Consider the following 25,338-nt stretch of genomic DNA (forward strand, 5'->3'; position numbering starts at 1 on the left):
AAACCATAAATAAAATTTAATTTGATGCCGATAAATGAATTGGTTTACTAACGCTAAGAAGCCGACCACGGACGAAGACGATACGCTGCTAAAACGCTACCGTGAAAGTGGCGATATGGCTGTGCTTGCGGAGTTATTTAAGCGCTATTCATCAATGGTGTATTATGTTTGTTTGCGTTATCTGACTGATGCGGATAAAAGCAAAGACGCCACAATGCAAATATTTGAGGAGCTGATAGAAAAAATAAATAAGCACGATATTAAACAATTTAGTAGCTGGCTTTACGTATTGAGCCGCAACCATTGCCTGATGCAGTTACGAGCCGATAAAAAAATGCCATCAAGTCCGATAGATGGTTTTATGGAATTGCCTGCCGAATTGCATCAGGATGCTGAGCATAAAGAAAAGCAGCTCACCGCGTTGGAACGCTGCATAGAAAAACTCCCGCAAGGGCAAAAACAAAGCATCGACCTTTTTTTTATAAATGAGAAATGCTATAAAGAAATAACCGTTATAACGGGGTACACTTTAAACGAGGTAAAGAGTTATATACAAAACGGCAAACGTAACCTAAAAATTTGCATAGAGAAAAACAGTGAGCAGTAAAAAACCCGATATAGCGCAAATACGGAAGTACCTTAACGGGGAGCTTGATGCCCCTGCTATGTTTGAGCTTGAAAGGCAAGCTGAGGCCGATCCGTTTTTGTGGGATATGATTAAGGGGATAGAGAGCGGCAGTGAAAGCGACCTGCTTATACTCAGCGAGATTGAAGATCTGATAGATAAGCGGGTTGAAAAAGATAAAAAACGCATTATACCCATCTTTACAATTGTATCTATCGCGGCATCACTTATTGTGGCTTTGGGTATAGGTGGCTGGATGTTTATCCATCAGCCCGAAAAGCCTGTTACAGCTTTTAATGCTGCTAAAAAAATAACGCCTGCCGAAAAAGAGAAGGCTATTGCTGATCCTGTACTTGCTAAACCTGTTTTACCTGCTGCTAAAAAACTTGTTATCGCCCGGTTAAAACACAGCAAATACCATCCTTCTGTCAGCATTAAAGCCGATACAACAGAATACATCGCCAGCGCATACAAGGTAAAACAGAACACAACGACCGACGAATTGCTAAAAAAAATGCCGGGCTTAAATGTAGATGATAAAGGAACCATTACGGAGCAAAGTGTACAATTAGCAAAGAAAAAAAATATTGACAGTAATGCCCGTCGCCTTGCCGAAGTATCGATAAGGGGAAGAATTGCTGCACTTAAAAAAACAGAACTCGTAGGCTCAGTTTCTACAGTAAAGGCTAAAGACCTGGAAGAGCTACAGGCTACATCTGTTGATCAGGCATTACAAGGCCGGTTAGCGGGTGTTGATGTGAAAGAGGCTAAAGCTGTTGCAACCAACAGAACAATAACAGGCATAGTAACTGATAAAAATGATAAAAGCCCACTTATAGGCGTATCCATACTGGCTAAAAATAAAGCCATAGGCACTGTAACCGATATTAATGGTAAATTCAGTATAACTGTTCCGTCAAATGTTCAAACTTTAAATATAGCTTATATAGGCTACCTAAGCCAACAGGTAAAAATTGATAAAACCGATAAGCTGACTATTTCACTATCGCCAAATAGCCAATCTTTAAGCGAGGTTGTTGTTACACGCCCAGATGCTAACAACGAACATGTTTACAGGGTTGCTCAACCATCGGCAGGCTGGGATGATTACGACAAGTATATTAAAGAGAATGCCATTATGCCTAACGGGCAAACGGGTGTGGTACGCCTGGCATTTACGGTTGATGGCAAAGGCAACATCAGCAATATCATTATTAAAAAAGGCGAAACAACCGAAATGAACCAAAAAGCCATCGATATAATTAAAAACGGGCCAAAATGGTTGGGAAATGAAGACGGTGAGCCGGTAGTAAAACGCTTACGGATAAAGTTTCACAAATAGTTTATTTTATTTTAGCAAGGCCTTTGTACCCAATACAGGGTCGGTATTATACAATGCCTGGTAAGTAGCCAATGTGGTGGCAAAAGCTGTCCATAACAACAAAGGCAAATAATATAATGATAGTTTCTTATCTCCCTTTAAAGCTAAAATAATGCTTGCTGTAGCAAGGGCCGCATCGCCCATGGTCCATATTGCGGCTAATACAGTGCTCCTTTTATTAAAATATACATAGCCGAAAGAGAAAAATATAGCCCATATTGCACCCTGCATTAATAAAAGCTTTTGCTTTTCATTAGTATCCGACCGGATGATACTTTGTAACCCCAGCAATAAAAAAATGTTGTTAAATGTCCATGCAGGGCCAAAAAGCCAAGCCGGTGGCGCCCATGGTGCCTGCTTTAATTTTACATTATAGAGTTTTTTCTCTTTCTTATCGTTGACACCGCTTGCAAGGCCCCCTATTGCCGATGCGCCTACAGCTATCAATATTACCTGCCACCATTTTAATTGAGAAAATTTGGATAAGATCATTCTATTAAATTTTATGATGCTGCTCAAATAATCATGCCAAATAAAAAAAGCAGCATTATTTGTAATTAATCTAAATAAGAATAAATTTGTCGTGACTTAATATCATACTATAGTTAGTATGACTTTAAAACTATAGTTGATTTGAAAGATATACGGCAAGGGCAACCGAGTCTAATTAAAATACAAAGACCTGCTTTTACCGGCTACCAGTTTTACTGACGGCGGTTAAGGCAGGCACCAATTTTTCAATACCATGTGCGATGCTAAAATACTCAGTCAAAAAGGTTCGGCAATGATAAGCCGTTGTTCCGATTGTAAAGGGATATTTATATGGACAACAATTTGGTAATGAACTTTACCGAAACCAATTTCAGCCATTTTAAAGACTTTACCGCCCAAATGGATGCGAATGAACACACGCTGCCTTTTCCCGATGGACAGGAAAGAATGGTAATGCGTACACCTGCAAACGACATTAATTTCACCTTTACTCCTGATGAATGGGATGACTTTTGTGATGCCATGGAAGAAGCCACACACATGCTGGCGGTATATTCCTTAATGGAATAATTTTATATCCCAACAATGCCGGTATTGATTAATTAACGGACAGGTTGACTTGATCTGTTTTTATCATTTCATAAAACTTCTGTAAATAAATTGTAACCAAATACAGTTTTTAGGGCAAGGTTGTTAACTGATGATTACCATTAGGTTATCGTTTCCCTCCTACTTCCTCCTCTCCTTTTATAAAAGTTCCTTTGCGCATTATTATGAAAAAAGGACTTCTACTCATTCAATTCTTCTCCATGTTTCTTTGCCTCAGTTCGCAAGCTCAGCAGGCAAATGGCATTGTTGTAAAAGGCACAATTTTAGATGCCATTAATAAAGATCAGCTGGTGGGCGCCACCATTCAAATCATCAACCCTAAACTAAGCACCAGTGCCCGGTTGGATGGTACATTTAGCTTTAACCTACCCAAAGCAGGCACATACACAATGCATTTCCACTACGTTGGTTATGTTGATAAGGATACTACACTTGAGATAAATTCTTTTAAAAGGATTCACATTTTATTACGCCCTGCCTATTCGGAATTAAAGACCGTTAGCATAAGCGATAAACAAAGCCGCGAAACAGAATCGTCAGCAAAACGTACCGAGCAGTTATCGGCAAATATGCTCAATGTGGTTTCGGCAAAAGCCATCCAATTATCACCGGATATTACGGTTGCCAACGTTTTACAACGTGTATCGGGCGTATCTGTTGAGCGCAGCGGCAGCGGCGATGGCCGTTACGCCATTATACGTGGTATGGATAAACGTTATAACTACACACTGGTAAACGGCATAAAAATACCAAGTCCCGATAGTAAAAATCGTTACGTTCCGTTGGATATCTTCCCTTCTGACCTTGTTGAACGCATCGAGATCAGCAAAACCCTAACACCTGATATGGAAGCCGATGCGATAGGCGGTGCTGTAAATATGGTAATGAAAAACGCACCTGAAAGGTTTTATTTTAACGCCAGCATTTCTACAGGCTTTAACCAAAACGTGGCCGACTACGGCTTTAACGCTTTTCCGGTAAACGCTATCAACAAGCAATCACCTTACGAACAAAACGGTGCCGCATATATTGCCAAACCTGCCGATTTTACCCGCGATAATTTAAACTACACCAATAAAAAAGTTACGCCTAATGCTATTGCCAATTTATCTATCGGCAACAGGTTTTTTGATAAAAAATTAGGTGTGATGCTGGGTGGCTCATACCAAAACACCTACCGTACTTACAAAAATATTTTTGTACCCGGCGATCAGTACATTGATAAAACAAACGCTGTTGGGGTACTTCAAATTAAACATGCAAACTTCAGGGATTACTCAACACAGGTTACCCGTATAGGTTTGAACCTAAAATCTGACTATCGCTTTAATGAAAATAATACAATTGGTGCTTATGCGTTGTACACCATTTTGGATGACGCACAATCCCGTTTAACCCGCGATACCATACAAACAGGTTCAACCCGTGCAGGATATGGCACAGGGCAAACATGGTACTACGGTCGCTCAAAATACCAGCACCAGTCTATTTTAAACACCACTTTAGATGGTAAACACACCCTGATGCCGGGATTGAAATTTAACTGGACAGGTGCTTACTCACTGGCCGAAAACAATATCCCGGATCTGGCCGAGTACCAATACAATACCGGCTTTTTTGCTGATGGAACAAACCCTACCCCTTACCAGCATGGCAATACTTTGGATGCGACTATGCACCGCGTATGGCAGGATAATACGGATAAGGACCTTTCGGGATACGCTAACCTGGCTTTTACCAACAAGTTGCGCGATATTCCTTACACGATTACCGTTGGTGGTATGTACAGGGATAAACAAAGAGATAACAAATATCAGGATTACCGGTTGAATACTGATGGCACAGCACAGCCGTGGATAGATATTTATCACTATAGCTGGTCGGTTAACAATGCCAATGGATCTCCCGCCAACTTTAATACCTACCGCGCAACAGAAGATGTATCGGCAGGTTTTGGTATGATCAAATTCAAGATCAGGAAGCTTGAGACTGTGGCCGGCGCAAGGCTTGAAAACACCTCGTTAAGCTATGAAAGCGATGCGCTGGAAACTCAGGTGGGTAAAAGGGGCTCCATATCCTACTCGGATATATTACCAAGCGTAAACTTCAAATACATTTTAAACGAAAAGAATAATTTGCGTTTATCATACTTTGCATCAATAAACCGCCCTACATTTTATGAAATAGTACCCGGTGGTAACGTAGGCGATGAGTATAGCGAAACAGGTAACGTACTGATCAAGCATGCTACAGCAGACAACTTTGATTTAAGATACGAGCTTTTCCCGAAAGCTAATGAGCAAATACTGATAGGTGCTTTCTACAAAAAAATATACAACCCTATCGAATATGGCTTTACAGGCGTTAAGTTTGATACCTATTCGCCGCAAAACTTTGGCGATGCTACCAACTATGGTATTGAGGTAGTATTTGAAAAATATATGGGCAATTTTGGCCTGAGGGCAAATTACACCTATACCAATTCATCAATAACCACCACAAAGTTTCAAACCTTTAATAACCAAACTGTAGCACAACTGCCATTGCAAACAAGGCCATTGCAAGGCCAATCAGCCAATATAGCTAACGCGGCACTATTGTATAAAAACACTAAAAAAGGTATTGATGTACAAATAGCCTGGCAGTTTACCGGTGAGCGTATTGCCCTGGTATCCCCGGTTTATGAGTTTGACCAATGGCAAAAAGGCTTAAATACCTTCGACCTATCGGCCGAAAAACGCTTCAAAAAGCACTTTGCAATTTTTGTCAAAGTACAAAACCTGTTAAACACGCCTGATGAGATATACATTAAGCAACCAACTACGGGTAATGCAGCGCCGGTATCATACCAGGTGCCGGGCAGCAGCCAAACATTAGCCAGCAAAAGCCTTTACGGACAAAATTACCAATTAGGCTTGCGTTACAGTTTACAATAAGCATATATACTTTCAAACTAATAACAATCAAAAAAACAATGAAAAAACATTTCCTTAAAATTGGTTTAGCAGTAATTACTGCATGCACCCTTTTTTCTTGTAAAAAAAGCAGTAATGAAACCGTTAATATTTCGGTACCGTTACGTGTTGTAGGTAAAGCCATCAGCACTACTACTTTACCTGAGAAAGACGCCCTTGGAAACCCCCTTCCGTTAAAAGGCACTATGCTTGCAGGTAAAACTTATGATATCATGTCTGACGTAACAGTTAACTCGGGCGATACTTTATACATACAACCCGGTGTTACTATTTTGGTGCATGGCGATGGCCTTACAGCCGCAAGCAGCCCTACTTTTTATGTGAACGGTACTTTGGTGAGCGATGGCAGCAAAGAAGCTCCAAACACTTTCACTGTTTTTGAAACCTCTACCATAAAAAAATCAAACCCGACCTTTAAAGATGATGCAGCTAACGACCCTGCATTTAAAGGTTACTGGGGTGGTTTTCAGTGCGGCCCGCTGGCTAAATTATTATTGTTAAGGTTTACCCACATTGAATATGTTGGTAGCCCTTGGGATGTTAACGCTACAGATTATGGTGCTAAAGCAGGCGACCCTAAATTTGGTATCTACATGAATAGCGGTACTAATGCAAGAGCAAGCCTTATTGTTGAAGACTCATGGTTTTATGGCTCAAAAGATGATTGTATTGGTAAATGTGCCAACATTAATGTAAGCATTATGCGTAATACCTTTATCAAAACAGGCGGTACCGGTGGCGAAGGCGTTAACTTTAAAGATGGTGTATTTGGCGATATGGCTTATAACTTATCTTTCGGTGGTGCAACAAATGGTTTAAAAACAGCGTCGGTTGCCGGTAAAAGCACTATTGTAAATATTTATAATAACACTTTGGTGCAATGCGGTTTCCGTCAAACCAAAGCAACCCGTAACGGTTCTATCAACACTGAAACCAATACAGGTGGTTTTATTTACAACAACATCATTGTAAACTGTAAACAAGGTTTACGTATCACCTATACATCAGAAAAAGGCAGCCCAAGCGATACTTTAAATACATCATATGGTAACAGCTTAACCTGTATTGGCCGTGGCACCCCAATGGGTGGCACAGAGCAGTACATGGTATTTATTGAGCCTCACCAATATACTGTGAAAAAATCGACCGATTTTAACGGGTATGTTAACGGTACAACAATTACAACCGGTGCTGATGCAGGTACTAATATTGGTACTAACACAGCAAGCGACTCATTAAAATACGATCCGTTATTTGTTAACTACGATGTTGCTGCAAACAGTGTAGGTAGAAACTACCGCGTATCTGAATTACCTGCAGGGTATGATTTCCACTTAAAATCAAACTCTCCTGCAATTGGTGCCGGTGTATATCCGGGTGGTACAGGCAAAAACGCTATGCCTGTTAAAGCAAACGCGCCTTTATTAGTTCAATACGGTTTCCCAATGAAAGTTGTTACTGCAGGCGGAACTTTTGGTGCTACCATTACCCCTCCAAACAAAGATCTGGGTGCTTTCCCTACCGATGGTACCGGAAATCAGCACAAATATTAATATCAACGCAATACAAAATCAAAGGGCAGGTAACTGCCCTTTGTTATTTAATAATATGACAAAGTTAGGTTACCAATTGCTATTTATTTCAGCTGCTGTGGTTTTATTAAATGCCTGCTCAAAACAGGAAAGTAGTGATACGCAGCCGGGTAAAACTGATACCGTACCGGTTGTTAAACCGCCCGATGTAATACCTTCCGCTGTATATGACCTCTCGCAGCTAAGTGCATGCAACCTATTTAACAGCACCCCAACCGTAGCCAACATGGCAAGGCAGGATTATAACGAACTATCCGGCATAGCCGAAAGCCATGCAACACCGGGGGTTTTATATGTGTTTGAAGATGGTGCAAAAACCAGCAACATTTACCTCACCAACAAACTGGGTGCTGATCTTGGTAAAGTGGTTTTAGATGGCGTATCGCCACGCGACTGGGAAGATATGGTTGTTGGCCCCGGCCCCGATGCTACCAAAAACTATGTTTACATGGCCGATATTGGCGATAATAATGCAAGCTACACTTCGGTTTCTATTTACAGGTTTATTGAGCCAAATCTATCATCGGCAGCAGCAGGTAGCATAATACATGTAACCGCTTTCGACAGGATACAGATCAGTTATTCGCGCGGGGCAACAAATGCCGAAACATTGATGATCGATCCTTTAACCCGTGACCTGCTTATCGCGACAAAAGAAAACTCGAAAAGTTATATATACCGCATACCCTACCCACAATCAACTACAACTGTTGCGGTAATTAAACCCTCGGCTTTATTGGGCTTTGATTTCCTTACATCAGGCGATATATCACCAGATGGTAAAGAGGTATTGTTGCGTAACAAAAGCCAGATATGGTATTGGAAGCGCAACGACGGTGAAGATATAGTTACCACCCTGCTGCGCAAACCGCAAGATGCGCCTTATGCCGCTAACGAGCACCAGGGCGAAGGCATTTGCTTTGCAGCTGATGCTGGAGGTTATTATACCGATACCGAAATACGCGATTACCCGGGCGCTGTAAGTACCATCAGTTTTTATAAACGAAAATAACATCACCACTAAAAAACGAAATTATGCTTATTCAAAAACTTAAATATGCATGCATAGCCGCCCTGTTTTTATCGGCTTGCTCTAAAAAAAATGATACCGCTACAGAGCCTGAAATCACCTCGTACCAATTTGTATTCACTTCCGATTCGCATTATGGAATAACCCGCCCCGCGTTTCAAGGTGCTACCAATGTTGATGCGCATGTGGTTAACGCCGCCATGATAGCCCAAATGAATACGCTGCCTACTTTAACCATACCAGATGATGGTGGTGTTAACGCAGGTAAAAAAATAGGTTCGGTTGATTTTTTATTCCACGGGGGTGATATTGCCAACCGCATGGAAACCAGCGCGAATGTACAGTTGGCATCAAAATCATGGGATCAGTTCAATACCGATTTCCTGCAAGGCCTTACCTTGAAAAACAATACAGGTGGTAAAACACAGCTTTTCCTGGTACCTGGTAACCACGATGTATCAAATACAATTGGGTATTATGCTGCTATGTCGCCATTAACCGATGCCACATCGTTAACCAACATTTATAACCTGATGTTAAATCCGGCTACGCCTAAAACCCCGGCAACATTAAACTACGCTACCGACAGGGTAAATTACTCCAAAGACCTTGCGGGCATACACTTCTGCTTTATACAAATGTGGCCCGATTCGGCAGTACGTATCTGGATGAATAAAGACTTGCAAAACGTTGCCGCAACTACCCCGGTAATTATTGTAGCGCATGATCAGCCTGCGGTAGTATCAAACCACTTTACCAACCCTAACGGTACGTTCAACATCAACAATACCGATAAGTTTGATAACGTATTGGATGAGCATTTTAAAGATGGTAAAGTAACTTCAATAACCGCCGCTATTGAGCAGAGGGCTTTCGCGGCGTTTTTAAAGGCACATACCAACATCAAGGCATATTTCCACGGCCACGTGCACCAAAGCCAGTACTATACTTATGCAGGCCCTGATAATGACCTTGCATTACCTACTGTAGGTGCCGATTCGCCGATGAAAGGTTTGCAATCTATGGCAGACGAAACTAAACTGACTTTCCACTTTGGCGCTATAGATACAAAGACCAAAACCATGACCATTAGGGAATGCTATTGGGATAGTACTCCTACTGCACCATCAACACCAATAAAATGGGGTAATTTATTTACCATTAAGTTGAACTAATATTAAAAGAACGGCTATATGTTGCATATAGCCGTTCTTTTTTTGACTTTGAGTGGAAATTGTGCAGCACGCTTTAGCCCTGCCATATAAACATCTTTATTTTCAACCCGTAACCCCGAGTAATTTTGTTGGTGTTCAGGCTTGCGATGGCAAGGCAAAATAAAAGGTTGTTCCGTTTCCTTCCATACTTTCCAACCATATCCGGCCGCGGTTGGCAATAATAAAGTCTTTAGTTAAGAGCAAACCAAGGCCGCTACCTTTTTCGCCTTTGGTGCCAAAGCTCACCTGAAGCCCTGTTTTCATAAATTCCTTTTGCCGTTCGGCGCTGATGCCGGTTCCGCTATCTTTTACTTCAAAAACAACTTCACGCTGATCTGCGGATGGTATAACCGCAACACTGATCTGCCCGCCCTCATAAGTGAATTTTATGGCATTTGATAATAGGTTACGCACCACAAAATCCACATGGTCGGTATCGGCATAAACCAATAGCCCGGGGCGGATATCCGGGGTGATATTTATTTGTTTAAGCGCAGCCTGGGGTGCCAGCAGATCAATATTTCGGATCACGATCAATTCCGGGTCAAAGGTTTCCGGTTTAACCTTTACACCTTGCAGTTGCGCCCGTCCCCATTCAAACAAGGCGTTTAGCAATTCAAAAGAAGCGGTTGTTTGTTTACGGAGTTCGGCAATCATGCCGCGCATTTCCTCTTCAGTAAAATCTTCGGTCTCCATCATGGCGAACAATTGCGCCGCACTGCCCGCGGGCCCTTTCAAATCATGGCCGATCACAGAAAAAAGTGTATCCTTTACACGATTAGATGTTTTTAGCTCTTCGTTCAGCCGACGGGTTTTACGCAAATAAAACCATAGCAGGGTAAGGATAACCAAAATAGCCGCAATGATCAGCAGGCTACTGTCTAATTCCCACTTAGCTTCTTTGTTTACAAGTTTCAGGTGGTCTATTTTTTCTCGTGAAGATTCCAGGGCATAACTGCTGTCCAGTGCGGCAATATCCTTACTCGTATCCGAGCCGAGGAGGCTGTCTACCAGGCGGCGGTTTTCGTTTAAAGCAGACAGGGCCTCTTTATAATCTTTTTCTTGCTTGTAAACACCCGACATGGCATCATAAATACGGGCCTCTAACTGTGGCTCCTTTAGCTTTTTCGCAATTGCGAGCGCTTCGCGCAAATCTTTCAGGCTGGCTGCGGCATTGCTTTTTTCCAACACTCCTGCAATAGCAACCAGGGTTTGAGCTTCCTGTTCCGGACGGTTATATCTTTTCGCTTCTTGCAGCGCTTGCTTATAAACGGTCAATGCCTTCGCTTTATCACCTTCCTGCGCATATATACGTGCTTCTTCATCCAACAGGTTAATCTGGGTATCCCGCTGTTCCTGTTTCCCACTGCGCAAAACCCCTTGCTGTAAATACCTGATCGCGGTATTCTTGTCGCCTTTTTTCAGATATAGCTTGCCAATATGTTCCAGCAGTAAAAAATATGCCTCGGGTTCCTGTTTGCGGTGCTCATATTGAACAAGTTCTCGCAGGTAGTAACTCAAGGCTTTTTCGGTTTCCCCTTTTTCCTCATACACCGAGCCGAGGTTATGGTAGGTTTCCAGCACACCGCTGCTGTCATGCGCATCGTGCTGGTAGCGCAGGGCCTGCTCCAGATCTTGTTTAGCCAGCCCGGTATTTTGTTCACCATCAATAAGGGCAAGCTCATCATAGGCGCGGGCCATCCCGGCCCGATCATTCAGATTGCGGAAAACAGAGAGGGCCTCGTTCTCAAACCTACGTGCCAGATCAGTATGATGGTGCAATTGGTTAATTGTTCCAAGTTGTAATAACAGCAATGCCTGCCCATGCCGGTCATTCCGTTTTTCGGCCAGCCGCATCCCGCGATTCGCATATTCTACAGCCGAATCAGGTTGGCTTTCGGCATAGCTATTACTAATAGCTATGTATAGCCCTGTTTTTTCCGAATCGGGCGCGGTTTTCAGGCGTGCCTGTAAAGCCGGTACCGCCTGTTGGGCCAGAGCAGGAAAATAAAGCAGGCAAGAAAATAAAAGTAGCTGTCGTTTCATAACTAACAAAGTTAATTAAAAGCGGAATAATTGAATGATCCATACCTTATGGCCCTATAGGAAATGATTTGGAATTATCCTGTTAAAAAGCGTGAGTAGGCATTGAACATTTATGCTATCAATTTGTCCAAATGTATCATGTTGGCATAAATTAAACAGGTCAAATTTGTAATGGTGCCGATATCCCCTTCGTTGCCGACCAATTAAAATTGCCGATACCGAATTAATATTCTTGTTTTTACAATGTACTGAGGATTCGTACGATTAATTTATGCAACCGATTACAAAATACTTTTTCATTCACCTGCAGAGTTGAGATTGTATTTACAAATAATATAAACCTATATATACCAACCAATTATGACCATAACCCCAAAAAAACAAAATGAAAAAGCTTCAAACCTAAATGGATACTAATCTGTGCCTGTCGGCAATGCTAAGCAAAGATCAAATTTTAACCAAAAAATCATTTTATGAGAAAAATCCAACATTCGAAAAAATGGAAATTCTATATGATAACAATGTTATCAACCTTATTTTCCATTGCGCTTTATGCACAAACAACCACTTTTAACGGTAAAGTGGTGGATGATACCGGGCTACCATTACCCGGAGCATCAGTACGGGTAACCGGAACAACAACCGGTGTGACCACTAATATCAACGGCGACTTTAGCTTAAATGCCTCGCCCGGCATTAAAAGTATCACTATTTCCTTTATCGGCTTTACAGATCAGCAAAAGGCGATCAGCCGGGGGGTAACTAACCTGGGGACTATCACTTTACAAAAAAATGCCCGTGATCTTAATGAGGTAGTTGTTGTAGGTTATGGAACCGTAAAACGTGCTGATGTAACCGGAACGGTTGCTACTGTTGATGCTAAAGTATTGCAAGAGATCCCCGCATCTAACGTATTTGAGCAACTGAAGGGCCGGGTGGCTGGTCTTGATGTATCCAGTAATACCAGCGGAACCCCGATCATTACGATAAGGGGTAACCGAACCATTGGTAGTGCTCCGGGCACAGACGGGCCATTGGTTGTTTTGGACGGGCAGCCTTATTATAACTCGATCGAAAATATAGATCCGAATGACATTAAGAGTGTTGATGTGCTCAAAGGCGCATCTGCAACGGCTATTTATGGTTCGCGTGGCTCTGGCGGTGTTATTTTAATTACTACTAACAGGGGCCGGGTAGGGCAAACTATTACTACATACGATTCTTATGTAGGTATTAATAAATTGGAAGGGCAACTTAAGGTTTTAAACGGTACCGAATTTGCTCAATTACAAGCCGATGCATTGCAGGGCTCTGTTTTACAAGGCAATGGCGCTACCAACCCTTATGCACTTACTGCTATACAGTTGAAAGCCTTACAGGAAAACGTTAGCACCGATTATGCTAACCTGCTGGTTAAAAATGGTATGGTTTGGGACCAAAGCTTAAGAGTTTCGGGCGGAACCGAAAAAACTCAGTTCACTGTAGGTGCAGGATACCGTATCAATACGGGTATAGAGCCTAATAATTCTACAAAGAGAATTTCTTTGAATTTAACCTTAGATCATAAAATAAACGACTACATTAAGTTTGGTTTAAGTTCGCAAACTTCGTTAAGATTAATTACCGCCGGCGGCGGTAGCCAGTTACAAAGTGCCCGGTATATGAGCCCGCTCACCTACCCCTATAATGCTGACGGTAGTATAAATATCCTGCCACAATCTGATCAATTGGATGCAACAACGCTTAACCCGTTAGTGCCCGGCCGTAGCCCCGACCAGTTTTATAATGATACGCGTGGGTATGTAAGCAATAACATTTTATATGGCGAAGTTAGTCCGGTTAATCATTTAAAATACCGGTATACTGTTGGTTACAATTTTTCACAGTCGCTTGCAGGTACTTATAACGGTATTAACGGTGCAGGTATTTTGAGTATCGCTCAAACCAATGCTTCTACTACCAACAACTATAGTTACCGCCTTAACCAGGAGCATTTATTAACCTACGATAACACTTTTGCCAAAAAGCATGCTGTAAATTTTGTAGCGGGCTTCACAGTAGAAAATGCACATACTGAGAACTCAAGTATAAGCGGTACCGGTATTCCTCAAGATGCCGTTCGGAATGAAAACATGGCTTTGGCGGGTATTATTAGTGCTGTTAGTGGCAGCTATATCGAGCAAAGCATCATATCATACGTTGGTCGTTTAAACTATGCTTTTGACCACAGGTATGATCTAACGGCTACCTTCCGTTCTGATGCCAACTCAGCATTGGCGCAAGGTCATCAAACCACTACGTACCCTTCGGTGGGCTTAGGCTGGGTGATCAGTAACGAAAACTTTATGAAACGGTTTGCTTTTATTGATAACCTGAAACTGCGCGCCGGTTATGGTCAAACCTCTACTATCGCATCAATTGCACCTTATGGCACGCTTGGACAATTAAGCCAATCCAAATACCAATACGGCGGTTCATCGGCAGGTAATGCACAAGGCGTGCTGGTAACACAGTTGCCAAACGTAGACCTGACCTGGCAGCGTACCGGTGAATATAACATCGCGTTAGATTTTGCTGTATTAAAAAACCGCATAACGGGCTCCGTAGAAGTATTCAAACAAAGAACAACAGGTATCATCCTGAATAATATTTTGCCGGGCACTACAGGCGTACGTTCTCAAAACAGTAACCTTGGTACTTCAGAAGACAAAGGTTTGGAACTTACCCTGAGCAGCGTTAACCTGCAAAATGCAGGCGGTTTTAACTGGGCAACTGACTTCAATATATCCTTTATTAGAGAACGTGTTGTAGAACTGCCAAATGGAGCACTATCTGCCACAGGTGTAGGAGAATTTGTGGGCCAACCTTTAAGTACCATTTATGATTTAAAGAAAATAGGTATATGGCAAACCAGCGAAGCTACACAAGCAGCTGTTTATGGCCAAAAACCGGGGCAGATAAAAATTGAAGACTACTTCCCTGATGGTAAAATTAACAGTGCTGATAATCAATTTATAGGCAATTTTCAGCCTCAATACACTTTTGGGCTTACAAACCGGTTTAACTATAAAAATTTCGATTTAAACATCGTTATTCAAGCTAAAATGGATTTTACTACTATAGTACCTTACGTGTCGTCAAGTAATTCGGCCCTCACAGGCTGGCAATATCTTAACCTGGGGCGCCATAACCAGCCCGTTATTGATTATTGGACACCTAACAACCCAACAAACGCGTTCCCTGAGCCGAATGCTAATTTTCAGCCACCCTATTATTCTACCTTACAGTATTATGATGGCTCATTTATACGGGCTAAAAGTATTAACGTGGGATACAATGTACCGGCTAAGCTTACAAAGCATATTGGTATGAGTTCATTGCGCATTTATGCCAACGTAACAAACCCCTTCTTTATTTATGCCCCGGTTCGAAATCACAGTTTCTCGGTTCCTGATGCCGAATCGGTTTACAATACCGTGGGAGCCAATACTGTGGCGCCAACAGGTGTATCAGCCACCGGAAACATTGCCGGCTTTGACCCTAATAATGCGTTTGGTTCTCCATTTCGCGGCTTAGGCATTTATTCGGGCACGGCAACCCGCGATTTTATTATTGGTATCAATGCAAGATTTTAATTGTAAGTATTTATGAAAATATTAACTAAAACCAGTTTTATTGTTGCAGTGGCAGCAATACTAACCACAGCTACAGGCTGTAAAAAGCAATTGGAAGAAGTACCAAGGGCTAATCTCTATCCGGATTATTTTGGTACAGCAGGTGGCGTGCAAGCAGCTGTTACCGGTGTTTATAATAATTTGCGAAGCAGTTTCGGTAACGAGGGCATTGTATATTACTATGATGGTACAGACGAAAATATTGCAGGTGGCAGTTCGCAAACCAATCCTACCATCTGGAACTCTTATAATGGTATAAACTCGTCTAACGGGCCCGATCTGATAGGCTTATACACCAACATTAATACATTGAACGGAGTTTTGCAATATGCGCCTACCATAACAGACGCAACGGCCAGAACACAGTATGTAGCACAAGCTAAGTTTTTGCGCGGATGGTGTTATTTTTTATTAGTGCAAACTTACGGAGGAACAACAGCTACACAGCAAAGCGGTATACCCCTGCATACCACTTTTATTACACAAGCTACAACAGCCGATGCACCGGCATCATTGGTTGATCTGTATAACCTTATCATCCAGGATTTTAAAGATGCCGCAGCAGCACTGCCACCTACCATGACCGGAAGCCCGTTTTCGGCAAACGGCATTGGTAAAACGGCTACTGCAGCCGTAGCAAATGCTTACCTGGCTAAGGCTTACCTTACCAGGGGCTACACAGAAGCTAAGCAAACCGGCGATTTTCAGCAAGCGGCTGATATTACTGCCGCGTTGATAGCCAACAAAGGTACCTATGGGCTAGACTTGTGGCAGGACTATTGGGATGCCCACAAGCCCGCGAATGATTATGGTAAAGAAAACATGTTTACTATTGATTTTGGGGTTACCGACCCATTATACTCAGGGAATGTGCAGCAAGGTGCAGGCGGGTTTGGCATTAATTTTATGAGTGTGATACAACGTTTTAATTATTTTACCAATACCGGTGTTAATAATGGAGTAGGTATTGATGCTGTACCTCAAAAGATCACCGGAGGTGCAAGCATGTTAAGGGATGTTTATAACCACCGCCCTTATATACGCATAGCGCCGAATGGCCCTTATTTAACCACTGCCTTTGCAGATCAGATACATGATACCCGATATGATGCCACTTTCCAAACGTATTGGATCTGTAATACTACTGTAGCTGCAGGTACCAATAGTACAGGTGGTTCAAAAGGGCAACTTATTAAAACTTCAAATGTATCATTAACCTCATACCAAATACCTATAGATGGTGATACATCCATTTTGATGCCAAGCGCAGACGTTACCATGGCCCGCCGGGATGCCTTTAAGGGTTTGATCGTTACGCCTAAACAATTTAACAACAACGTTTTTCCGAACGTTAAGAAGTTTGATGACCCGAACCGGACAAGCATCCTCGATTTCAGCTTCCGTCCGCTTGTATTATTACGTTTTTCTGAGGTTTACCTGGTAAACGCTGAAGCCAATTATATGGCTGGCCACATACCAGAAGCGGCGGCATCACTCAATGTAATAAGGCAACGGTCGGCCTATCGTACGCCTGCCGATGGCGCTTTTACAGCTAAAAACCAATTTAGTGTTACAGCAGCTACCATGGGTGCGGCTAATGCCGCCAATGCCGCTGCAATGCTTTTAACACCGGCACAATTGGCACAATTAGCCATACCTAATACAACTACCGGATCTACGCTTTGTGGCATGGATCTGATTCTTGAAGAGTATTCGCGGGAGTTTTGGGGAGACCCACGCAGGTGGTATGATCTGGTAAGAACAGGGCAGCTAACACGCAGGGTAAAAATGTATAACCCTATTGGTGGCCCTAATATTCAGGATTATCATTCGCGCCGGCCAATCCCTCAAACCCTGATCGATGCTGTTCTTTCGGGGCCAAAATATCCACAAAATAACCAGTATAACTAACCATCGGCTCCTATTCAATTAATTGACCGAACATTAATCATAATATCAATCGTCTTACTTCTGATTTTTAAATGAGATGTATGCAAAGAGTGTTGGATAACCAACACTCTTTTTTTGTTCAGCTTAAAGAACTAATTCGTGTTGCGTAATTACCTGATTTTCGATTTAAACAGAAGTATAATATTGGTTTTAAATGAATCTCATTTAAGTTTTTAAATATAGACAGTTTCATTGTCGATCTTGTTACCTATCTGCTGAGACTCATGAAAGTTTCTGAAATTACTATCTTCCTTTGGCTCAACTTTATTAATATCTACCCTAACCATCGGCCCGTCGGCCGCGAGTTCACTGCCAGCGACGTTTGATTTAAAGATCGGCCAGGCCAGTTGTGCATACCATGGATCAGCTTCGTAATGTGATATGCCATAGGCTTCCGGGTACTGCCTTGAGATATGCGCTGTTCCGAAAATAATATCCCAAATAAAGAACATGTTACCAAAATTACCTTTGTAGTATCCTACCCCATCATCGGTTGTAGCAGCGTGATGCGCATGGTGTGTTGCCGGAGTTGATATGGTACGCTCCAATACCCAGGCTATTGGGTGAAGCACCTTATACTGATAAAAAGGCTTATCCCATGGAATACTGGAATGCGCCAAGGTGGTAATAACACTTTTAATACCCTTAACAATAACAGCCGGAACACCCAAGCCCAAATAAACCAATGTAGAGGTTACATAGGTTTGCGAAAAGAACAGCGAATAGATCACATTTTGCCTACTGGCCATGGCCATACCCATGTAGTTGGCCGAGTGATGGGTACGGTGAAAACGCCATAACCAGGGTAACTCGTGGTGCAGGCGGTGATACCAGTATTGGGTCAGATCATCAGTAATGGCAATAATGAGCGCGCCCCAGAAAAACGGCACCCAGTTAAAACTGCCCTTAAGGCCGGGCAACGCGTATGGTAAAAACCTTAAAGTAAAATAAGCTACCGCAGGTTTGATAACCAGCTTTGGTAAGGTATAGCAGGCAATATCCACCCATTTTTCATTTTTATTCCAGCGCTTTTTATACAAGCCGAACGAAAATTCTAACGCGCCAAGCGTCCACACAAAAATAACAAACCCATAGCCATCGGCTCCCAGGAATGTTTGTCTTAAAAATTCAAGCATAGTCTTTAGTTTTTATGATTTACAGTTGATTGATCTACTTTCTTAGTATTCTGGTTCTTTAACCAGGGGCGCTGACCGGTTACATAAAAAGTGAGGATCATTAAGATCACCGGCAGCGTATAGATGAACAAACTCAGGATAGCATTCCTGATGATCCTTTTTTTAACAGGTTCTTCCAGTTTCATTTTTGTTGATTTTGAGGGTGTGTATTCGATATTTGAATTTTAGCAGCCTCATCCGTAAACAATTTACGGATGAGGGTTAAGCCGCCAACGGTAATGGTGAGCGGGATGATGGAAATAACGATACCAAGAAGTATCTTTTTTCCCAATAAGTTTACATCGTTTAGTGTCATAAGTAATATTTAAATAGTTAACATCATTCAGCTTTTTTAGCGGCTTTACTCAATTCATCCCAATTTCTTACGCCTACTTTGGCTGCCCAGGCAAGGTATTCCGTTTCTAAAGCTTTTACCTTGCCGGGATATTTTGCGGCGAGGTTATTGGTTTCCGAACGGTCATTGGTCAAATCATATAATTCCCATTCGGCATGGTTTTCGGCAACGAGTTTCCATTGGCCCTTGCGGATAGCACGACTGCCTTCATGTTCCCAAAACAAAGCATCGTGATCTTTAAATGGCTTGCCATTAAAGGCATTTACCAAACTCACACCTTGCGCCGTTGTAAGCTTCCGGCCATTATATTGTTCAGGATAGTTCACACCTGCCAAATTGAGGCAGGTAGGCAAAATATCAATAAAATGAGCGGGTTGCCTGTTCACCGCTCCCGGCTTGATAACACCCGGATAGTACGCGATGAAGGGTGTTGCAATACCGCCTTCGTGCGTATTCTTCTTAAATCCTTTAAAGGGCGTATTGCTTACATTGGCCCAGGGCGTTTCATAACTGTCGATAGATGCTACCGAACCGGGGCCACCTGCTTTTTGGATCACATTCGTCCAGTTCTTTACGTCATCGGCACTGCCGCCATTGTCTGATAGGAATAGAACCACCGTATTCTTGTCCTTTTTAATTTCTTTTAGCTTAGCCAGTATCTCACCTACTCCCGCATCCATTCGGTCTATCATAGCGGCATAAATAGCCATGCGGGTATCCCATTTGTCTTTTTCTTCAGCGCTAAGCTTATCCCAATCGGGCACCTTTTCATAGCGTGGCGATAGCTTCCAATCATTTTTGATAATGCCGAGCACACGCAGTTTTTGATAACGTTGTGCACGCAGCTTATCCCAGCCATTCAAATACTTGCCTTTGTATTTGGCAATATCCTGTGGCAATGCTTGTATGGGCCAGTGCGGGGCATTATATGCCACGTATAAAAAGAAAGGCTTTTGCTCGTTTTTGATTTGATGTAATGATCGGATAGCAAAATGTGTGATTGCCTGCGTTAAATACTCGGAAGTATCATTCCTGAATACCTGCTTATCATTCAGCATAAAGGTTATTTTGCTGCCATCATTAAACAACGGATCAGAATTAAAATAGCTGCTCGCATTATTAAGCATGGTGAACGACTGGTCGAACCCGCGGTTATACGCTAATGCCGATGGTACTAAGCCCACGTGCCACTTACCCGAAACAATGGTATTGTAACCCGCTTCGGCTTTCAGCAACTCGGCTATGGTGGCGCAGTTATCGTTCAGGTAACCCCGGTATGCCGGATCGCCCCAGTCTTTTACCATATCGCCAACCCCAGCCTGGTGTGGGTATAACCCGGTAAGCAATGCCGTGCGCGACGGGCAGCACCTGCCCGCGTTATAAAACTGGGTTAGTTTTAAACCTTGAGCAGCAAGGCGGTCAATGTTAGGCGTATGTATTTCTGAGCCAAAACTTCCCAGGTCGGCAAAGCCCATATCGTCAGCTAAAATGATAACAATGTTGGGCTTAGTTTTATGAGCCTGCGCTAAAGCAGTGCTGCCGGTAAACAGCAGCACTGCCATGATAAATAAATGGAGCTTAGTTAACTGCACTTGCCAGTTTGGTTTTATTGCTGTTTACAGCCTGCTCAATTTGTACAGTGGATGAAAAGCCTGATTTTTTCCATACCTCTTTTTTACCGCGGTAAAGCACCAGCGTTGGCAAAACATTTATTTTAAGCTGTTTGGCCAAAACAGTATTGTCATACTGTTCAATGCTGATCACTTTAGCGGCAAAGCCTGGTTTGCTTTTCAGCGAATCCAATACAGGGATTAACTTTTTGCAGGCACCACAGTATTTCGAACCAAAATCCACCAGTACAAGGTCTGCAGAGCCAGTTAATGCCTGGTATTGTGCAAACGATAAGGAAACGCCCTTTTTAGTGGTTGAAATAATAGGATAACCTGAGCCTACCCAGTTAGCTAAACCTCCCGGAAGTTCGTAAACTGCTTTAAAGCCTTTTTCACGCAGTTGTGCAGATAATACCGAACTGCGGCCATTGGCGATAGAATATACAAAGGTTGGCTTATCTTTATTTAAACCATCAAGAACCTGCTGGTAGTTAGCCGATTTTTGATCCACATTTACAGCGCCTTTAATATGGTTTTGTAAAAACTCCTCATTGCCACGGGCATCCAGAATTTGCGCGTTGCTACCGGCTTGCTTTAAATTGGCACTGAACTGCTCAAGGCTTATACCGCTTTTGTTTTGAGCGTGAACTGCCGCCCCCGTAAGGGCAAGCAGGCCAACAATAATCGATTTAATTTTTTTCATGGTTTTGTACGATTTACTTAGTTGTTGTTTTCTAAATGATGGATGCGTTTACTGTTCACATCGTCGCGATCGATGAACGGGTAGATGTGGTTTTTCCAGGCTTCGGCTTCAAAAGCTGCTTTTAATTCCTTTAGTTTTTCAGGATATTTTGCTGCCAGGTCTACGCGTTCGTTAAAATCTTCGTTCAGGTTATATAGTTTCCATACATCCTTTTCATAATCCGGTGGGGTTGCTGGTTTTAATCCTGGATAGATCAACAGGTCAATGTTATCCGGGCGGTGTGCCGCCTCTGCCTTCCAGCCATCTTTGTAAATAGCGCGCGAAGTAAAAATGTAGTAGTACTGCGTGGTATGTAACGATGCAGCCTTTGCGTTATTGAATGAACTGAACAACGACTTGCCTTGTAAGGTATCCTGTTTAATCCCTTTAATGTATTCAGGCAATTTCAATCCTGCCGCCTCAATGGTGGTAGGGAAAATATCCGATACGTGCCCGTATTGTGTACGTATCCCTTTTTCTTTAATTAGTTTAGGATAGTAAACGATCAAAGGATTGTGCGTACCGCCTTCGGCATCCGCGTCAGATTTCCATTGCTTGAATGGTGTATTGGCGGCTTGTGCCCAGCCTAAGGGGTAATTGGTGCTGGCTTCAGGCGTACCTATAGCTTCCAGTTCGGCCTCGTTATTTTTTATGTATTGCTCGGCAGTATTAGTTAAAGCTGAATTTGATGGTTTGATTACACCGCTGTAAGTACCTTCTTTACTGGCGCCGTTATCTCCTATCATCACAAATACTAATGTATTATCAAACTGCCCGGTTTTCTTTAAATGCGTGATCACACGGCCAACCTGGTCATCAATATAAGTGAGGTAACCGGCATAAACCTCCATAAAGCGGGCATACAGTTTCTGCTGATCGGCAGGCAGGCTGTTCCAGGCTTTTACCCTTTCATTACGTTCTGGCAGTTGGGCATAAGCAGGTATGTAACCTAATTTCTTTTGGTTAGCAAATACCTCTTCGCGGTAAGCGTCCCAGCCTTTATCAAACTTGCCTTTGTACAGATCGCTCCATTCTTTGGCTACCTGGTGTGGTGCATGTGTAGCAGCGGGTGCGTAATACAAAAAGAAAGGTTTATCGGGTGCTGCTTTGTATGCACGGTCAATATAAGCGATAGCCTTATCTGTAATCTGCTCGTTCAGGTTACGGCCATCAGGTTTTACGTGGAAGTTATCTTCAACCAAATGCGGCGGGTGGTATTGGTCTGTCGCCGATTCAAGGAATCCAAAATGGTGATCGAAACCTTTACCTGTGGGCCAGCGGTCAAACGGGCCAACATCGGTGGTATCTTCATCCGGCGTTACGCCCCATTTACCTACCGCAAAGGTACTGTATCCGTTGTAGCGTAAGGCCTGTGCTATAGTCCCTTTATCTTCAGGGATACGGCCATCATATCCTGGGAAACCGGCAGCAGTACTGGCATGGGCAAAATTACCCATGTGTACATAATGGTGGTTGCGGCCTGTTAACAAAGATGATCGAGTTGGCGCGCAAATACCGGCTGTATGGAAATTGGTATAACGCAAGCCATTATTGGCCAGCGCATCAAAATTTGGTGTGTTGATCAAACCTCCAAACGTGGCTGAAGCGCCAAAGCCAACGTCGTCCAATAATATCCAAACAATGTTGGGTGAACCTGCCGGTGCATGCTGCGGCTTAGGCCACCATTCTTTCGATTCAGCCAGTGTTTTTTTAACTACGCCTTTGTAAGTTTCGGGTGTTGAGGGTGGGATATTTTGTTGCGCGCTCGCGCTCCATCCTAAAACTGAGAACAAGCCTAACAATGCAGCTTTATATAATCTGTAAGTTTTCATGTTGTTATTTTATTTTTATTGAATTTAACGTTGCGTAAATTGTTATTGCGCCGGGAAACCGGCTTTAATTAAACTATCAATACCGCCAATGTTATAGCTATGGGTGTAACCCAGGGTTTGCAGGCTATCGGTAGCTTTACCGCTTCGGTTACCTGAATGACAGTACAGGTACACTTTCTTATCCTTACCCAACTTTTTTACCTGTGTGCCAAAATCAGCCGACCGGATATTAATATTTTGCGCATATTTCAAATGCTGCTTATCATATTCTTCGGGCGTACGTACATCCACCAGGTAGGCTTTGCCTTGCGCTATTTCGGCGAGCAGGTTGGCACTGATTTTTGTATTTACTACAATCTTATTGGGGCTTTTTTGTACATAAGGCACATGAGCCTCCTGGGCCTTTATGCCTAGTGTTGCTATAAGTAACACTAGAGTTATGATATTTTTCTTTTTCATGATTACCAACCTGGGTTTTGAGTGAGTTTACCGTTACTGTTATCTATTTCTTGTTGTGGGATAGGGAAAAGGTAAAATTTGCCGAATACACCTTTGCTCACGTTGGTTTTACCTACCTTTAATAAGGAAGCTTCGAGTATCCCGTGGTTATAACCAGTTCCTGCCGGATCTTTTTCGCGAATCAGATCGAACCAGCGCTGGTATTCAAATACAAACTCTAACCTGCGCTCCAGGTAAACCGCCTGCCTGAACTGGTCTTGCGTTAAGCCCGGTGTAATTACACCGCCCGGTATAGCGCGCGATCTTACCTGGTTAATTGCCGTATAAGCTTTAAGCGTTGGGCCATTGAGTTCGTTCTCTGCTTCAGCAGCTATCAGCAATACTTCGGCATAACGGATGATCGGTACATTTGCACCCGATTCGCTCAGGTTACCTACTATGCTCGGATCCCAATATTTATTGAAAAATGGTACAGAGTCGCCCAATATCTTCGGGTCATTCAGTTTACCGTAATAAGTTCCGGTAGATGGGCTTAAAAAACGTGTAACAAAAGTTTCGGTTTTCCGCTTATCGCCGGCAGGGTATAATTTATATACGCTGAAAAAATGATCTATACCGTCAGGCTTCGTAGCATCAGCAACATTGTAAAACACGGTTTGATCGGCATAAGAAGCTACGATACCCGGTATACCTGTTAACACAGAGCGTGGTGCCTGGTTATTACCCTGCCCTAATGAGTTTGATTTGAACTGGGCCGAAAATATATGTTCAACCCCGTTTTTAGTAGCCGGTAAAAACACATCGGGATAGTTGGTAAATAACTTATAGGTACCGCTCGCGATAACTGCATCTGCAGCTGTAATTGCGCTTTGCCATTTACCTTCGGTTAAATAAACCTTTGATAAAAGTGATTTCGCGGCGCCTGATGTTGCCCTGCCAATATCGGCACTGCCATAGCTTACCGGTAAAACTGTAAAGGCTTCGTTTAGGTCTTTCTCTATTTGTGTGTATACGGCAGCTGCCGGTGTACGGCCAACCTGCAGATCGGAAAGGTTTACCGAGGTTTGATCGTGCAGTACCAAAGGCACATCGCCATATAACCTTACCAGGTTAAAATAATATAGTGCCCTCAAAAATTTGGCCTCTCCAATTAAACGGGCTTTCAACGTTGATTCAAATGCTATTGATGGAATAGTATCGATAGCGATATTAGCCTTTTTAATGGCTGCATAATGTTGCTGCCATATCTGCAATACACGCAAGCCTGTCGAGGAATGGCCCAATACCGCTTGCGAGCGTACATCGGCATTGGTAGCGCCCGGTCCGGGACCCTCATCATCACCCATAAAATTCATCCCTGTATTAAAAAGGGTGTTATATGGTGTTTGAACGGTATTTGAGCCGGCGTTAAGTAATGAGTATGCTGCTGTAACAGCGGCAACTGCATCGGCCTGTGTTCTGTAAAATTGACTGGCCGGGATAAATGACTGCGGTGTTTCTGATAATTTAGCGCAGGAAGACGCGCCAAAACCAACAGCCAGCAATAACAGGTATTTTATTTTATTCATGATGTTTTG

At 42.8% G+C, this 25,338-nt stretch carries 19 protein-coding genes; 9 read left to right on the forward strand and 10 right to left on the reverse strand.

Going from position 1 to position 25,338, the window contains the following annotated elements:
- The first annotated feature begins 34 nt into the window (after positions 1-34).
- Both KXQ82_RS13200 and KXQ82_RS19975 read left to right on the forward strand, forming a co-directional pair.
- Positions 35-607, forward strand: coding sequence for an RNA polymerase sigma factor (locus KXQ82_RS13200; RefSeq protein WP_219488869.1), 573 nt, complete (start codon positions 35-37; stop codon positions 605-607).
- Complete coding sequence (locus tag KXQ82_RS19975) at positions 597-1,967, forward strand: energy transducer TonB (RefSeq protein ID WP_219488870.1); 1,371 nt, start codon at positions 597-599, stop codon at positions 1,965-1,967. The genes KXQ82_RS13200 and KXQ82_RS19975 overlap by 11 nt, the downstream gene beginning before the upstream one ends.
- Before the next feature lie 6 nt (positions 1,968-1,973).
- Here the strand turns inward: KXQ82_RS19975 and KXQ82_RS13210 are convergent, their stop codons facing one another.
- Entirely contained in the window at positions 1,974-2,498 is a 525-nt protein-coding gene (locus KXQ82_RS13210; RefSeq protein WP_219488871.1) for a tryptophan-rich sensory protein, read from the reverse strand.
- 330 nt (positions 2,499-2,828) lie between these two features.
- On the opposite strand from KXQ82_RS13210, the gene KXQ82_RS13215 reads away from it, so the two are divergent.
- The 5 genes from KXQ82_RS13215 to KXQ82_RS13235 all read left to right on the forward strand — a co-directional run bounded on the left by KXQ82_RS13215 (position 2,829) and on the right by KXQ82_RS13235 (position 9,879).
- Positions 2,829-3,068, forward strand: coding sequence for a hypothetical protein (locus KXQ82_RS13215; protein WP_219488872.1), 240 nt, complete (start codon positions 2,829-2,831; stop codon positions 3,066-3,068).
- Between the two features lie 203 nt (positions 3,069-3,271).
- Complete coding sequence (locus KXQ82_RS13220; RefSeq protein WP_219488873.1) at positions 3,272-6,043, forward strand: TonB-dependent receptor; 2,772 nt, start codon at positions 3,272-3,274, stop codon at positions 6,041-6,043.
- Positions 6,044-6,081: 38 nt separating this feature from the next.
- Positions 6,082-7,635: a hypothetical protein gene (locus KXQ82_RS13225; RefSeq protein WP_219488874.1), complete on the forward strand. Its 1,554-nt coding sequence runs from the start codon at positions 6,082-6,084 to the stop codon at positions 7,633-7,635.
- A 55-nt stretch (positions 7,636-7,690) separates the two neighbouring features.
- Entirely contained in the window at positions 7,691-8,686 is a 996-nt protein-coding gene (locus KXQ82_RS13230; RefSeq protein WP_219488875.1) for a hypothetical protein, read from the forward strand.
- A gap of 23 nt (positions 8,687-8,709) precedes the next feature.
- Positions 8,710-9,879 (forward strand): metallophosphoesterase family protein, encoded by a 1,170-nt coding sequence (locus KXQ82_RS13235; RefSeq protein ID WP_219488876.1) that lies wholly within the window; start codon positions 8,710-8,712, stop codon positions 9,877-9,879.
- A 135-nt stretch (positions 9,880-10,014) separates the two neighbouring features.
- Here KXQ82_RS13235 and KXQ82_RS13240 read toward each other — a convergent pair whose 3' ends face one another.
- Positions 10,015-11,964: an ATP-binding protein gene (locus KXQ82_RS13240; protein ID WP_219488877.1), complete on the reverse strand. Its 1,950-nt coding sequence runs from the start codon at positions 11,962-11,964 to the stop codon at positions 10,015-10,017.
- A gap of 473 nt (positions 11,965-12,437) precedes the next feature.
- On the opposite strand from KXQ82_RS13240, the gene KXQ82_RS13245 reads away from it, so the two are divergent.
- Both KXQ82_RS13245 and KXQ82_RS13250 read left to right on the forward strand, forming a co-directional pair.
- Positions 12,438-15,599, forward strand: a complete 3,162-nt coding sequence (locus tag KXQ82_RS13245; protein ID WP_219488878.1) for a SusC/RagA family TonB-linked outer membrane protein — start codon at positions 12,438-12,440, stop codon at positions 15,597-15,599.
- A 12-nt stretch (positions 15,600-15,611) separates the two neighbouring features.
- Positions 15,612-17,549, forward strand: a complete 1,938-nt coding sequence (locus KXQ82_RS13250) for a RagB/SusD family nutrient uptake outer membrane protein (RefSeq protein ID WP_219488879.1) — start codon at positions 15,612-15,614, stop codon at positions 17,547-17,549.
- 212 nt (positions 17,550-17,761) lie between these two features.
- On the opposite strand, the gene KXQ82_RS13255 is transcribed toward KXQ82_RS13250, so the two are convergent.
- Genes KXQ82_RS13255 through KXQ82_RS13290 form a run of 8 tightly spaced genes read right to left on the reverse strand, consistent with a single transcriptional unit; the run spans position 17,762 to position 25,329 of the window.
- On the reverse strand, positions 17,762-18,724 hold the full coding sequence (locus KXQ82_RS13255) for a sterol desaturase family protein (RefSeq protein WP_255563654.1): 963 nt from the start codon (positions 18,722-18,724) through the stop codon (positions 17,762-17,764).
- Positions 18,725-18,729: 5 nt separating this feature from the next.
- Positions 18,730-18,909 carry a hypothetical protein gene (locus KXQ82_RS13260; protein ID WP_219488880.1) on the reverse strand — a complete coding sequence of 60 codons (180 nt, stop codon included), beginning with the start codon at positions 18,907-18,909 and terminating at the stop codon, positions 18,730-18,732.
- Positions 18,906-19,079: a hypothetical protein gene (locus tag KXQ82_RS13265; protein WP_219488881.1), complete on the reverse strand. Its 174-nt coding sequence runs from the start codon at positions 19,077-19,079 to the stop codon at positions 18,906-18,908. The genes KXQ82_RS13260 and KXQ82_RS13265 overlap by 4 nt, the downstream gene beginning before the upstream one ends.
- 23 nt (positions 19,080-19,102) lie before the next feature.
- Positions 19,103-20,680 (reverse strand): arylsulfatase, encoded by a 1,578-nt coding sequence (locus KXQ82_RS13270; RefSeq protein ID WP_219488882.1) that lies wholly within the window; start codon positions 20,678-20,680, stop codon positions 19,103-19,105.
- A gap of 16 nt (positions 20,681-20,696) precedes the next feature.
- Complete coding sequence (locus KXQ82_RS13275) at positions 20,697-21,431, reverse strand: rhodanese-like domain-containing protein (RefSeq protein WP_219488883.1); 735 nt, start codon at positions 21,429-21,431, stop codon at positions 20,697-20,699.
- 17 nt (positions 21,432-21,448) lie between these two features.
- Complete coding sequence (locus KXQ82_RS13280) at positions 21,449-23,302, reverse strand: arylsulfatase (protein WP_219488884.1); 1,854 nt, start codon at positions 23,300-23,302, stop codon at positions 21,449-21,451.
- A 42-nt stretch (positions 23,303-23,344) separates the two neighbouring features.
- Entirely contained in the window at positions 23,345-23,761 is a 417-nt protein-coding gene (locus tag KXQ82_RS13285; RefSeq protein ID WP_219488885.1) for a rhodanese-like domain-containing protein, read from the reverse strand.
- A gap of 2 nt (positions 23,762-23,763) precedes the next feature.
- On the reverse strand, positions 23,764-25,329 hold the full coding sequence (locus tag KXQ82_RS13290; protein WP_219488886.1) for a RagB/SusD family nutrient uptake outer membrane protein: 1,566 nt from the start codon (positions 25,327-25,329) through the stop codon (positions 23,764-23,766).
- Between the last annotated feature and the right edge of the window lie 9 nt (positions 25,330-25,338).

Origin of the sequence: Mucilaginibacter rivuli (assembly GCF_019391655.1) — a bacterium.
Lineage (GTDB): Bacteria > Bacteroidota > Bacteroidia > Sphingobacteriales > Sphingobacteriaceae > Mucilaginibacter > Mucilaginibacter rivuli.